Source organism: bacterium (assembly GCA_035419245.1).
Classification (GTDB): domain Bacteria; phylum Zhuqueibacterota; class Zhuqueibacteria; order Residuimicrobiales; family Residuimicrobiaceae; genus JAKPUX01.
Map to the genome: position 1 here is coordinate 808,062 of DAOLSP010000001.1, position 14,037 is coordinate 822,098.

At 58.3% G+C, this 14,037-nt stretch carries 8 protein-coding genes; 5 read left to right on the plus strand and 3 right to left on the minus strand.

Annotated features, from left to right (window positions below):
- The first annotated feature begins 40 nt into the window (after window positions 1-40).
- A complete protein-coding gene (pyrE, locus tag PLH32_03280; GenBank protein HQJ63610.1) occupies window positions 41-613 on the plus strand; it encodes an orotate phosphoribosyltransferase in 573 nt (190 codons plus the stop codon).
- A 58-nt stretch (window positions 614-671) separates the two neighbouring features.
- Here pyrE and PLH32_03285 read toward each other — a convergent pair whose 3' ends face one another.
- The 3 genes from PLH32_03285 to PLH32_03295 form a co-directional block, all read right to left on the minus strand.
- A complete protein-coding gene (locus PLH32_03285) occupies window positions 672-1,535 on the minus strand; it encodes an RNA polymerase sigma factor RpoD/SigA (GenBank protein HQJ63611.1) in 864 nt (287 codons plus the stop codon).
- Window positions 1,536-1,625: 90 nt separating this feature from the next.
- Window positions 1,626-2,666, minus strand: a complete 1,041-nt coding sequence (gene ltaE / locus PLH32_03290; protein ID HQJ63612.1) for a low-specificity L-threonine aldolase — start codon at window positions 2,664-2,666, stop codon at window positions 1,626-1,628.
- The gene (locus PLH32_03295) at window positions 2,663-5,656 is read right to left on the minus strand and encodes a UvrD-helicase domain-containing protein (protein ID HQJ63613.1); all 2,994 of its coding nucleotides are present in this window, start codon (window positions 5,654-5,656) and stop codon (window positions 2,663-2,665) included. The genes ltaE and PLH32_03295 overlap by 4 nt, the downstream gene beginning before the upstream one ends.
- Before the next feature lie 437 nt (window positions 5,657-6,093).
- Here PLH32_03295 and PLH32_03300 point away from each other — a divergent pair, with 437 nt between their 5' ends.
- From PLH32_03300 to PLH32_03315, 4 genes are all read left to right on the plus strand, one after another.
- Complete coding sequence (locus PLH32_03300; GenBank protein ID HQJ63614.1) at window positions 6,094-7,410, plus strand: PhoH family protein; 1,317 nt, start codon at window positions 6,094-6,096, stop codon at window positions 7,408-7,410.
- Window positions 7,411-7,724: 314 nt separating this feature from the next.
- Entirely contained in the window at window positions 7,725-10,880 is a 3,156-nt protein-coding gene (locus PLH32_03305) for a TonB-dependent receptor (protein HQJ63615.1), read from the plus strand.
- 32 nt (window positions 10,881-10,912) lie between these two features.
- Complete coding sequence (locus PLH32_03310) at window positions 10,913-12,988, plus strand: hypothetical protein (protein HQJ63616.1); 2,076 nt, start codon at window positions 10,913-10,915, stop codon at window positions 12,986-12,988.
- Between the two features lie 40 nt (window positions 12,989-13,028).
- Complete coding sequence (locus PLH32_03315; GenBank protein HQJ63617.1) at window positions 13,029-14,036, plus strand: PorV/PorQ family protein; 1,008 nt, start codon at window positions 13,029-13,031, stop codon at window positions 14,034-14,036.
- Window position 14,037 lies beyond the last annotated feature (1 nt).

The following is a 14,037-nucleotide window of genomic DNA, read 5'->3' on the forward strand; positions in this document are numbered from 1 at the left end:
TCCGGTCCGCGGTGATTTGATGTCATGAAAGGGAGAGAGGATGACCAACGACGAGGCATTGGCAATTTTTAAGGAGAGCGGCGCGCTGCTGGAAGGGCACTTCCGCCTCACCTCGGGTTTGCATAGCCCCCACTATTTCCAGTGCGCCAAGGTACTGCAGTACCCGCAACATGCCGAGACCTTTTGCCGTTTGATAGCAGAGCGGTTCCGGACGGATGGCATCACGGTTGTGATCTCTCCGGCTATCGGCGGCATCGTCGTCGGCCAGGAGGTGGCGCGTCTGCTTGGGTGCCGGGCGATCTTTGCCGAGCGCGAGGAGGGGATGATGACCCTGCGCCGGGGGTTTGAGATCAAGGCGGGGGAGCGATGTCTGGCGGTGGAGGATGTGGTGACCACCGGCGGATCGGTCAAGGAGGTGATCGCTTTGGCCCTGTCAGCCGGCGCCCAGGTGATTGGGGCGGCCTTTATCGTCGACCGCAGCGCCGGTCGGGTGCAGTTCGATGTGCCCTTTTTCGCAGCCCTCAAAATGGAGGTGGTCACCCATCAGCCCGAGACCTGCCCCCTATGCGCCCAGGGGATTCCCGTTGTCAAGCCGGGCAGCCGCAAGATTTGATCTTCGCAGGACCGAAGGGTCAAAAAAAAGCCCTGTCTGATGACAGGGCTTTTGTGTTTTAGCCGAGGTATTTCCGCAGGGGCTCCAGTCGGGAGCGGTGGCGCAAACGGCGCAGGGCTTTCTCCTTGATCTGCCGGACGCGCTCGCGCGTCAGGGTGAAGTATTCGCCGATCTCCTCGAGAGTCAGAGGACGGTCGCCATCCAGCCCGAAATAGAGTTTGACTATTTCCGCTTCGCGCGGTTTGAGGGTGGAGAGGACCTTCTCGATCTCTTCACGCAGGGAGGAACGCATCAGGGTGCCGTCGGGGGGCTCGTAGCGATCGCTTTCGAGCACATCGAGGAGACTGTTGCCTTCATCCTCCTTGAATGGTTCGTCGAGGGAGAGATGACGTGCGGAGGTTTTAAGGACATCCGCTACTTCAAAGGAGCTCATGTCCATGCGGGTGGCGATTTCATCCATGCTGGGTTCGCGGCCGTACTCTTTTTCTAGGGCTTCGAGCGCCCGGCCGACCTTGTTTATAGCCCCGACACGGTTGAGGGGGAGGCGCACCACACGGGATTGTTCCGCCAGCGCCTGCAGGATGGATTGACGAATCCACCAGACGGCGTAGGAGATGAACTTGAAGCCCCTGGTTTCATCGAATCGCTGGGCAGCCTTGATGAGGCCGAGATTACCCTCGCTGATCAGATCCTGAAGGGGCAATCCCTGACCCTGGTATTCCTTGGCGACGCTGATGACAAAGCGCAGATTGGCTTTGACGAGCTTGTCCAGAGCCTCTTCATCGCCTTTGCGAATACGCCGGGCCAGAGCGATTTCTTCTTCTGGAGGTAACGGTGAGAATCCGCCGATCTCCTCGAGATACTTTTCAATCGACTCCTTGGTCCTGGTCTCGGCAGGTTTTTTCTTTTTCTTCTTGGTCATGAGCTGCACTTGCGTTGGCATAGATGGAAACGGGCCTTTTTGAAAAGGGTTGGTTAAGGGGTGAAAACGAGCGTGAATTAATGGTGTTGCTTACAATGCCTGGCGCAGGACGTTTTCTATTTGCTCGCAGGCCTCCGCGATCGCGGCGTCATCGACGTCGAGGTGCGTGACCAGCCGGATGCGAGTGGGGGCGGTGGCCAAGCAGAGAACACCCTTGTCTTTCAGTTTAACAACCAAATCAGGCGCATTTAATCCTGTTTTTCTCAGCTCGACGATGACTATATTGGTTTGTGTCGCTTCAAAATCCACTTCGATGGGAGGAAATTTGACGAAAGTTTCAGCAATTTGACGGGCATGGCGGTGATCGATGGCCAGCCGGTCGATATGGTGGTCGAGGGCGTAGAGGCCGGCTGCGGCGAGCAGGCCGGCCTGGCGCATGCCGCCGCCCCACATTTTACGGAAGCGGTGGGCACGGTCGATGAAATCGGCCGTACCGGTCAGCACCGAACCGACCGGCGCGCCAAGTCCCTTGGAGAGACAGACCGAGATCGAATCGAAGAGGCGGCCGTACTCCAGCAAGGGGATGCCAGTGGCTGTATGGGCATTCCAGATGCGCGCGCCATCCAGATGGAGGGCCAGACCCTTCTTGCGTGTCAGGGCGGAAATTTTTTCCATCTCCGCGAAGGGAAAGATCGCCCCGCCGGCGCGGTTGTGGGTGTTCTCGAGCATCACCAGGCGGGACTGCGGATTGTGGTGGTCCGGAGGACGCAACGCGGCGGCGATCTGTTCCGCGGTGATCACCCCGCGCACACCCGGAAGGGGCCGAACCTGAACACCCGACAGGGCGGCCGGGGCGCCGGCTTCATAATTGAAGATGTGGGCGTTCTCCTCGCAATAGATCTCGTCGCCGGGCGCGGTATGGCTCTTGATCGCCAGCTGGTTGCTCTGGGTGCCGCTGCTCACGTAAAGGGCCGCCTCCTTGCCGAAGAGGGCGGCGACCCGAGCTTGCAGCCGGTTGACGGTCGGATCTTCGCCAAAAACGTCATCGCCGACTTCGGCTGCGGCGATGGCCGCGCGCATTTCCGGGGTTGGTTTGGTGACGGTGTCACTGCGCAAATCGATGCTTTTCATAGAGGATCCTGTTTAAAGAGATTCATTTGATGGTTGGCGCCAGCCCATCCTCGCGGCACCGTGTGCTTTTGCAACAGCTGCTTGTTGATGTCCTGGAGAAACCGCGAAGGAATCTGGGCATGGCGCTGGCCGCGCAGCAGGCGGGTGCGCGCATGTGAGAGATAAAGCCGGTTTTGAGCCCTGGTCATGCCGACGTAGAAAAGCCGGCGTTCCTCCTCCACATCGCCGGTGCGGCCGAAGGCAAAGGGGAGCAGGTTCTCCTCGCAGCCGATGATAAAGACCACAGGAAACTCCAGACCCTTTGCGGCATGCAGGGTGAGGATCTGAATGCGGTCGCCACGCGGATCGAGGGTTAGAGGTGTGGCGGTCTCGATCTCATCCGCCGGCGGTCCCTCCTCGCCGCGCGTCAGATCCATACGATCCTGTTCATACTGGTCCGCGATGCGCTTGAAGGGCAGGCCGCTTTTAGCCAGGACTTCCTCCAGAGGATCGGCAAGCAACCGGCTGCGCAGCAGGATCGCGAAATCGCCGAAGCTGCAGGTACTCCCGGCCTCCGGCGACCCAACACGGCGGTCCAGAGCATAATGGCTCGTGCCTCCCATCAGCGATTCGATCTGCTGGATGACGAAGAGCGCCTCCGTCCGGTCGGATGCCGCAGCATGGAACTGGACCTTGAGATCCGATGCGAGGCGTGGGATCAAGGTCTCTCCGGGAGCGGGTGGATTGCCCTGTCGCAGCATTCCGGTTGATGCGGCCAGGATGGCCGGCGCCGAGCGGTAGTTCTCGCGCAGGGTGATGCGGCGCGCCGCGGGAAAATCGCTCTGCATCCGGCTGAAGAACTCGGGGCTTGCACCGCGGAAGCCGTAGATGGACTGGTCCGGATCGCCGATGACGCAGACATCCCGGGCGTGCAGAGCGAAGAGATGAAAGAGCTCGTACTGTGCCGTGTTGATATCCTGGAATTCATCGACGGCGATCACCTGAACGGACCCGAGCAGCTGCCGCCGGAACCCGGCCTCGAAACGTAGGAGGCGCACCGGCAGGGCGATCAGGTCGTCAAAATCAACGGCATTCCATTCTACAAGCAGGCTTTCGTAGGTGCGGAAAAGAGCGGGGAAATTGGCGGGCAAGCTCCGGGCGATCTCCTGCGGCAGGGTTTCCGGGGTATAGAGCAGCCCCTTGAGGGCCGAGATCCGCTGCAGCGCGGTGGCGCTGAGGCGTTCGCCGCTGCGCTCAGTAACCGCCTGGCGGAATTCGCCGTCGGTTTCCGTATCGATGAGCCGAAAACCGGGGGCGCGGCCGAAGAAAGCGCCGGCCCTCTGGAGGAGGCTCTTGCCGAAGGTGTGGAAGGTCTGGATCTGCAGGGGGGCGGCTTTTTCAGTGCCGAGAATCTGCACCAGGCGCACCTGCATCTCTCGGGCTGCCTTGCGCGTGAAGGTGATGGCGAGGATCTCCTCGGGCCGGGCAAAGTCCTCTTCGAGCAGGCGGGCGATGCGCCGGGTCAGGGTCCGGGTCTTGCCGGTGCCCGGGCCGGCCTGGATGATCAGCGGGGTGCCGCGATGCGTGACCGCCTCGGTCTGGGAGGAATTGAGGCCCCAGGGATCGCCGGATTGTTCGGCGGCGTGGTGCGCTGCGGCGATGCGGGCGGGTGGTGCAGCGGGTGCGGCTTCGGACGCAGCGCGAGGTGCAGCAACCGGCGCAAAGAGGGCAGCCTGACGCAGCCAGTGCGCGCGTTCTTCGGCATGGAACAGGGCGATATGTCCGTACTCGCCGTCGTATCCGGGCAGGGCGACGACCTCGCCGCTGCGCATGCGGCGAACGGCCTCGGCCACCATGAGGCCGGCGGTGCGCTCGAGGTCGGCGAGCGGAACCTCCATAAGAATCGCGAGTTCAGGACCCAGATCGCGCAGGAGGGCGTGATAAAGCCCCTGCACTTTCTTGGTCGCCGGACCGGCATCCAGGACCTCGCCGAGCAGTTCCGGCAGCGGGATCAGACTGTGAAACGGCCTGGCTCCTGGAGGATGGAAGCCCTCGGGGCGGTCGGCGAGCTCCTGGACGCGGTAGCTGACGCCGAGGGTGGCCGGCTTGCCGCATACCGGGCAGAGACCGCCGTGGCTGAGGGTCTCGGCGGGGCGCATCATCCGGCCACACTTGCGGTGGCCGTCCATGTGGTATTTGCCCTCCTCGGGGAAGAACTCGATGGTGCCGGCAAAATCGAGGCTCTGGTGATCGGCAAGCGCAGCGAAAATCGCGGGATAGGAGAGGTTGGTGTCAAAAAGATTGGCCTCGCGGCCGAGCTTTTCCGGGGAATGGGCATCGGAATTGGAGACCAGATGGAGACCGTCGAGCATCGAGAGGCGCCAGTTCATCGGCGGGTCGGAGGAGAGGCCGGTTTCGACGGCAAAGAGATGGGGCGTCAAATCGCCGAAACAAGCCTCAAGGGAATCGAATCCCGACTGCGAACCAAGCACCGAAAACCACGGCGTCCAGATGTGCGCCGGAATCAGCCGCGCGCCGGGATCGGTCTCGAGGACGATCTCGAGGAGGTCGCGGGCATCGAGGCCGAGGATGGGGCGGCCATCGGAAAGAATGTTGCCGATGCGCTCGAGACGGTGCTGGAAGCGGACGGCGGCATCGAAAGAAGGGAAAAAGACCACATTGTGGACTTTGCGCACGGCTCCTGCCTTTTTATAGATGCTGCTGATTTCACCGGAGAGGATGAAATAGATCTCACGGCGGCAGGCGGCAGGCACGGCACTGGTCTGGCCGGCGGCACGTTCCGGGTTCAGGACGAAGAGACCTTCGGCGCGGGCCGTGGGAGCAAGGGCAGCCTGGAGCTCTTCGAGCCAGGCGGGATGGGTCAGATCGCCGGTGGCGATGACCTGGAGGCCTTTGAGCTGGCCCCAACGCCAGAGTTGCTCCGGAACCAACTGGCTGCTGGTTGCCCGGGAATAGTGGGAATGGATATGGAGATCGGCGATGAACCTCATGGCGCCGGGGGCCTCTGCGGATTGGTATGGAATGACGGCAGGATCGGAATAGTTAAATATACGAATTTTCCGGCAAAGTGCCAACCCTTTTAACAGCCGCGAGTGCCGGGCCGCCGTTTGCGAGGCCGGATCCCATTATGCCCCAAGGCGGAAATCGGCGGCAGAGGGCGCCTGAACGGGCGAAGAGCGGCCCACTGGTAATTTGGCCAGCCAAAAAAACAACAGCAACTTTCATGGGGAGGGCGTGTCAGAGGCCGATTTTCCTGGCCATTTAGCCGGGTTTTTCGTCCCCTTTCCCTATTAAGGAAAGGCCTGTTCTTGGTTGATTTTGTATAAAAATAAACCATTATGTGATACTTATCAGCCAAATAAAACTTGCATATTTTTAATTATAATATTATTTTATCGTGCAAAAGAAGTGTGCGCAGGAGGAGGCGTTGAAGAAGACCTTTGTCCTTGATACCAACGTAATTTTGCATGATTCAGGCTGCATCTTTTTTTTCCAAGAGAACGACATCGTCATCCCGATCACCGTCATTGAAGAGATCGACGCCTTCAAACGGGGACAGGATCTAATCAATTTTCATGCGCGCGAGTTTGTCCGTCTCCTCGATACCTTCCCCGGCGACGCCCTGGTGAAGGGCGGGGTGAGTCTCGGAGAGGGCCGGGGCCGTATTTCCATCCTTACCCTCTTTGACGAAGAGCCGGAAATCCATCGGGCATTTCTGGAACAGAGCCCCGACAACCGCATCCTCAGCGCCGCCCTTTTTCTCCACAAGTCCAACCGCGCCGCGCAGGTTATTCTGGTCAGTAAGGATGTCAACCTGCGTCTCAAGGCCCGCGCTTTGGGCCTGGAATCCCAGGATTACACCACCGATAAGATCAAGGATATCGACAAGCTCTATCGCGGCAAGCGGTTGATTGAGGAGGTTAATCCGGAGATCATCAACCGCTTGTTCACCGCCCCCTTCGAAGTCCCCGCCGCCGAAGCCGAAATCGAAGATCCCATCGCCAATGAATATTACATTTTACGCAATGCCAGCAAATCGGTCCTGGCCTGCTTCAATCCGCACACCCAGATGCTGGAGCGCGTCGAAAAGCTGCAGGCCTATGGGATCACGCCGCGCAACGCCGAACAATCCTTTGCCCTGCACGCCCTGCTCAATCCCGCGGTGCCTCTGGTGACGTTGAGCGGCAAGGCGGGGACCGGCAAGACCCTGCTGACTCTGGCGGCGGCCCTCGAGCGGCGCAAGGAGTACCGGCAGATCTTCCTGGCGCGGCCGGTGGTTGCCCTGTCGAACAAGGACCTTGGGTATCTGCCCGGCGACATCGAATCCAAGCTCGATCCCTACATGCAGCCCCTTTATGACAATCTCAGCGTCATCCGCAATCAATTCAAGGAGAGTGATGAACGGGCGCAACGCATCGGCGAAATGCTCGAAAGCGGCAAGCTGGAGATCGCCCCGCTCGCCTATATCCGCGGGCGCAGTCTGGACCATATCTATTTCATCGTCGACGAGGCGCAGAATCTGACGCCCCATGAGGTGAAGACCATCATCACTCGCGCCGGCGAGGGCACCAAGGTGGTTTTCACCGGCGATCCTTCGCAAATCGACACGCCGTATCTCGACAGCCGGTCGACCGGCCTCAATTATTTGATCAACCGCATGCAGGGTCAGGCGATGTACGCGCATGTCACACTGGAAAAGGGGGAGCGCTCACCGCTGGCGGAATTGGCGAGTGATCTGCTCTAACAAAAGTGTTGACTTTGTGGGGGAAAAGTGGTAGACTATAATTATGACCCGATTTTCTGCAGGGTTATCTGGCCCACGACGAAAACTGCTCTCGGTTATGAATAACCTTCTAGCTTCCACTACAGGGGAGGTAACCAGGATGCGCTCATCCTGCCTCTCTAGGTGCAGCCTCCCTTGTCGCGAAATAGCCCACGGTGCGGGATCATATTCTGGAGCAGCCCTTCTCATCCTCGGCACCGCCCGCCATGCGGGGCGACCATTCTCAAGTCTGCCCTCAAATCACACGACTTTCCCAAATAGAGGAGAAATCCGTTATGAAGCTTCGTCGGCTACTGGTATTGTTGCTGGTTCTCGGTTCCGGGACCTGGATTCTGGCGGGGACGACCGGCAAGATCGCCGGCTCGATCACCGATTCCGCCACCGGTCAGGGGCTGCCCGGCGCTAATGTCCTCGTCAAGGGTACAAGTTTTGGCGCAGTCACCGATCTGGATGGTCATTATACCATCCTGAATGTCCCGCCGGGAACCTATGATTTGCAGGTCTCCTTCATCGGGTTCAGCGCCGTCACGGTCACGGATGTCAAGGTGAACATCGATCTGACCACCACCCAGAACGTCAAACTGCGCGAGCAGTCCCTGGTGGGGGAGGAGATCACGGTGCGCGCCGAACGCCCGGTGATCCAGAAGGACCTGGCGGCGAGCGAGCTTCAGGTCACCTCCGACCAGATCAAGAATCTGCCGATCTCGTCGGTAGGCGAAGCCATCGGCATCCAGGCCGGTGTCACCTCCGGCCTCTCGATCCGCGGCAGCGGTTCCGAGGAAGCCCTCTTCATGGTCGACGGCATCTCTCTCCGCGACGAACGCGACAATACCCCGATTGCCAAGGTTCCTCTCAGCGCCGTCAAGCAGGTCTCGGTACAGGCGGGCGGTTTTGGGGCCGAGTACAACAACGTCCGTTCGGGTTTGGTCAATGTGGTTACCCGCGAGGGTGATCCCAACCGTCTCAGCGGCACCTTCACATTCCGGACCAACGCCCAGCCCTGGAATTCCGGTAAGAGCTACCTGAAAAAGTATTTCGGCGATGTCTCGCCCTTCGGTGCCGACTCCTACTGGCTGCGCCCCTATCTGGATGACGCGGTCTGCTGGACCGGCACCAAAAACGGCGCCTGGGATGCCTATACGCGGCGGCAGTATCCCGAGTTCGACGGCTGGAATGCGGTCTCGCAGACTTCGCTGACCGATGACGACCCGACCAACGACGTGACCCCGCAAGCGGCCCAGACTATCTTCAAATGGCAGCACCGCAAGCAGGGCGACATCACCAAACCCGATTACCTGGCTGATTTCGGTTTCGGCGGCCCCGTGCCACTCATCGGCAAAAAGCTCGGCAACCTGCGCTTCTTCATCTCCGGGCGTCAGGAGAGCGAGCAGTACCTCTTTGAAATGTCCCGCAAGGATCTGCTCGATAAAAGCACGTTACTGCGACTGGGCGCCGATATCACCCCCTCGATGAAGCTGTCGCTGAGCGGCCTCTATGGTGAAACCTATGGCACCAACTACAGTCTCTCCGGCGGCACCTCGATCATGAGCAGCCCGGACGATATTGCGGCACAGATGGCTTCCGCGGGATTCACTGTGCCGACGCGTATCTACACCAACATCTATTTCTCGCCGACTTCGCGATTTTACTCGACCTTTTCCTCCAAACTGACCCACTTTGTCAACAAGAGCACCTATTACGATTTTCAGCTCAAGTATTCACAGAAAAAATACTTCACCCATCCCGGCCGCTTTCGGCAACCGTCGGCCAAATACGAGATCGTCCCCGGTTATTTCGTCGATGAAGCCCCCTTCGGTTTCAGCACGACGCCGGTCTACGGCATCGACGGCGATTTCATGATGGGCGGTGCGGTCGGGGTCTCCCGCGATTACAGCAAGTACATGACCTACAGCGGTAAGCTCGATTTCGTCAGTCAGGTTAATCGCCGCAACCAGATCAAGACCGGCGTCGAAGTGGTCATGGATGATTATCAGCTCTCCTACGGCGCCTACAACGCCTATCTGCCCGAAGGCAATTTCTGGAACAACGTCGATCAGAAGCCCATCCGCGGCAACTTTTATCTGCTTGACAAGCTGGAATACGAAGGCTTTATTGCCACCGTCGGCGCCAACCTCGATTATTACACCCCCAACAGCCAGTGGTATAACGTCTCCACTTATGACCGGACCTTCTTCGGCCAAGGCTATACCAGCAACCTGGATGCGCAGTACAAATCCAAGGATGTCAAACCGCGTTGGATCCTCAGCCCGCGCATGAGCATTTCACATCCGATCACGGAGAATTCCAAACTCTATTTCAACTATGGCCATTACCGGCAGATCCCGACCTCGGAGAGCCTCTACCGCGTCCAGCGCACCGGCATCAACGCCCTGAGCCGTTATGGCGATCCGACGGTCCCCTTCGAGAAGACGGTCGCGTATGAGTTGGGCTACGACCACGCGCTTTTCAATAATTTTCTGCTGCACATGGCCGCTTATTACAAGGATATCACCGATCAGGCCTATTCGGTGCGTTATATCAGCTATGACGGCAAAGTCAATTATTACAAGAACACCAACAATTCCTACGAGGATATCCGCGGCTTTGAAGTCGATCTCTCCCGGACAATGGGGCGGTGGCTGGTGGGCGACGTCAATTATGAATACCGCGTCGAGACCTCCGGCTATTTCGGCCGCGCCTATCAGTATGAGGATCCCGCGGCGCAGCGCGAGTACAACAAGAGCAATCCGGTTCAGTCCAAGCCGCGGCCGCGGCCACGGGTCAAGGCTTATCTGGATTTCAACACCCCCACCGATTTCGGCGCGATCCTCGGCAACTGGCATTTTACCACCACGGCGCAGTGGATCGCCGGTTACTGGATGACCTGGAATCCCCAGGATATCGCCGGCATCAGCTACAACACCCAGTATAAAGACTGGTACGGCCTCAACCTCAAGCTCTCTAAGACCTTCGATCTCGGTCCGGTCGAGCTCAAGGGCTTTGTCGATGTCTATAATGCCATCAACTACAAGTACCTCTCCGGCAATGCCCACGTCGACATCTATGATTATAATTACTACATGAAATCGCTCCATCTGCCCGAATCTGTCACCCGCCACCTTGGCTACAACAACATCCCCGGCAACGATCAGCCCGGCGATTATCGGAATGATGATGTCGAGTTTGTGCCGATGGAGTGGGTATCGGATGTGAATACGGTTACCGCGCCCAGCACCCGGGCGGTCTATTATGAAGGCCCTTCGGGACGCTACCTGCAATATGTGGATGGCCAGTGGCAAAAGGTCCCCGACGCCAAGATCAAGAAGATTCTCGACGACAAAGCCTATATCGATATGCCGAACCAGACCTTTCTCAATTTCTTCAATCCGCGGCAAATCTTCTTCGGCATTACGCTGAACTATAATTTTTAATTTTCTCATCCCCTAATCGAGAAGGAACGGATATGAGACGAAAAACACTGTGGATCCTGACCAGCCTGGTTGCCGCCTTGTCCCTGGCCATTCACCCGGTCCAGGCGGATGACACCAAATGGTTGGCTACGGGCATGCTGCATGACTGGTTCTCCAGCGCCGGCTATGAACAGGAGGTCGGCCGGCGTCATCTGGTGGCCGATCAGCAGGACGGTCTGCAATGGCCGGCGCTGTTTGAGTACCAGGATTGCAAGGCCGCCAAGGCCTTGTGGATCGGAGCGACCAACTACAGCGATCCGATCGCCGGCAAGACCTACCCCTACAAGGTGGTTCACGTCGGCCCGCGCGTGCTCAATGAACTGAGCGAATGGATGCCGTCGAAATTCAAGCTCTATGGCCGCCACGATAAATCGACCGTCTATGTCGACGGGACCGCCGGCGGCAAGCTCGATCTGCTCGATTTTGTCGATGAGGTCGATCCCAATCTGACGGCCGACCGCTATCTCTACACCGAGGCCAATACCCAGATGGGCATCACTGAAAAACGCAAGGTCTATCAGTTCGGTCAGCAATATCATAACAACTATTTCATCCAGGAATACACCTTTGTCAATACCGGCATCATCGACACCAAGGGGACCAAGGTCAATCAGACCCTGACCGGGGTGGTCTTTTTCTTCCAGCATCGCTACTCGGTCTCCAAGGAGGCCTGTGTCTATGGCCTGAGCATCCTGCCCCAGTCGGCGGCTTGGGGTCATAACGAAATGAATGATACCATGTGGGTTTCGGATCAGGAGGGGATCGAAAAGTATCTCGCCCTCTTCTCCTGGAAAGGGCAGCACTCCAAAGCGGGTTTCGACTGCATCGGCGCCCCGGACAACCGTGAGAACGGCGACGGTCACCTGACCGCGCCCCATTATGCGGGCTTTGCGGTGTTGCACGCCGATAAGAGCGCCTCGGATCATTCCAATGACAAGAAGCAGCCGACGACGACCCAATATATGGGTTCGGATATCACCATCACCTCGGGCAATGATCCCTACAACGAACCCAAGATGACCCAGGAGTACGCGGCGATGACGGCAGGCCATCCGGCTAAAACCCATGCGGACGGCTGCATCGCCTCCGGTCAGGCAGCGGATGAGTATCTGGGGACAGTCGGCGGCTTCACCCAGTGCGCCGGATTCGGGCCCTATACCATGGCGCCGGGCGACAGCGTCCGTATCGTCCTGGCCGAGGGCATCGCCGGCCTCGACCGCAAGTCCTGCTACACCATCGGCGCCAAGTGGCTCAAGGAGGAGGGCCCCTATGTGCTGCCGGACGGTTCGACAACTACCGACAAGAATGAGTACAAGGACAAGTGGGTCTATACCGGCCGCGATTCGCTGATCAAGACCTTCAAGCGCGCTGCTGCCAATTTCAAGGTCAACTACAAGATCCCGGTGCCCCCGCCGGCTCCCAGCTTTTTTGAAGTCGCCGGTGGCGGCGATCGCATCCAGCTGAAATGGTCGAACAATGCCGAAAGCTGGCCAGGATTTGCCGGATACAAGATTTTCCGGGCTATTCATACACCGGACACCCTTTTCGACGAGATCTTCGCCTGCGGCAAGGGCACCAGCCATCCCCAGGTCGTCAACAGTTTTGACGACATGACGGCTATCCGTGGTTTTGACTATTACTACTACATCGTCTCCTTCGACGATGGCAGCAGCAACAAAACCACGGCCAATCCCGGCGGCCCGCTCTACAGCAGCATCTTTTACACCAAGACCATCAATCCGACCAACCTGAAGCGCAAGGCGGGAGAATCGCTGGCGGACATCCGCATCGTTCCCAATCCATACAGCATTCGCGCGCGGGACCTGCAGTTCGGCGACAGTGGGCCGGACCGGATCATGTTTTACAACATCCCGGGTGTTTGCACGATCAAGATATTTACCGAGAGAGGCGACCTGATCTACTCCATCGAGCATACCAATGGCAGTGGTGATGAGGCCTGGAATTCCATTACCTCCTCGGCCCAGACGGTTGTCAGTGGGGTTTATATCGTTGTCTTTGAGACGCCTGATGGCCAGAAAGCCGTCCGCAAATTTGTTGTCATCCGTTAAAGGCTATAGACACGCAATCCCAATAGAGGAGTGATGGATTATGAAGCGTATGATCATTGGTATCGTATCCGTTCTTCTGGTGCTTGGCGCCTTTTATACGGATGGCCAGGCGCAGAAAAAGCTCGCCCAGACCGGATGCCAGTTTCTCAGCGTCGGCACCGATGCCCGCGCGACCGGAATGGGTGAGGCCTTCACGACGGTGGAGGGTTCCGGCTCCGCCCTTTTCTACAATCCCGCCGGCATGGCCGGCAATATCAAGAATCTCGATGCCTCCTTCACCCAGATGACCTGGATCGCCGATATCCAGTACCTGGCCCTGTCGCTGGCCGGCCGGCCCTTCCGCGGCCAGTATGGCACCTTCGGCGTCAGCGCCATGGCGATTGACTATGGCGATCTGGACGGCACGGTCGTCGCAGATAATGAGCAGGGTTTTCTGGATACCGGCAAATTTGGGCCGAGCGCGTGGACCGTCGGGCTGGGCTATGCCATCGATCTAACCGACCGCTTCTCAGTCGGCGGGCAGGCCAAATATGTGCATCAGGATCTTGGTCATGTCACCATCCCCTTGAATAATACCGCGCCGTATATCACGGACAAGAAGGATTACCTCAAGAATGTCTTCGCCTTTGATTTCGGCACGCTTTACAAAACCGGGTTCAAGAGTCTCGCCTTTGGCATGTGCGTGCGCAACTTTTCACAGGAAGTCAAGTACGAACGCGAAGGCTTCCAGCTGCCCCTGACCTTCAAGGTGGGCTTTTCGATGGATGCCCTTGATCTCTTCCCCGCGATCGGCAAGAATCACAATTTACTGTTCTCGATCGATGCGGTCCATCCACGCGATTTCCCCGAGTATCTCAATCTGGGCGCCGAGTACAAGCTCATGGATCTGCTGGCTCTGCGCGCCGGCTACATCACGCGGCAGGATGACTATGGCTTCACTGCAGGCTTCGGTGTGAACACCAATTTTGGCGTGAGTATCGATTACTCCTATTCGCCGATGGATGTATTCAATAACGTTCATCGCTTCACTTGCAGATTCGGCATCTAAT

Coding starts and splice junctions, on each gene's coding strand:
- pyrE (HQJ63610.1), top strand. CDS start 41: ATGACCAACGACGAGGCATTGGCAATTTTTAAGGAGAGCGGCGCGCTG.
- PLH32_03295 (HQJ63613.1), bottom strand. CDS start 5,656: ATGAGGTTCATCGCCGATCTCCATATCCATTCCCACTATTCCCGGGCA.
- PLH32_03310 (HQJ63616.1), top strand. CDS start 10,913: ATGAGACGAAAAACACTGTGGATCCTGACCAGCCTGGTTGCCGCCTTG.
- ltaE (HQJ63612.1), bottom strand. CDS start 2,666: ATGAAAAGCATCGATTTGCGCAGTGACACCGTCACCAAACCAACCCCG.
- PLH32_03285 (HQJ63611.1), bottom strand. CDS start 1,535: ATGACCAAGAAGAAAAAGAAAAAACCTGCCGAGACCAGGACCAAGGAG.
- PLH32_03315 (HQJ63617.1), top strand. CDS start 13,029: ATGAAGCGTATGATCATTGGTATCGTATCCGTTCTTCTGGTGCTTGGC.
- PLH32_03305 (HQJ63615.1), top strand. CDS start 7,725: ATGAAGCTTCGTCGGCTACTGGTATTGTTGCTGGTTCTCGGTTCCGGG.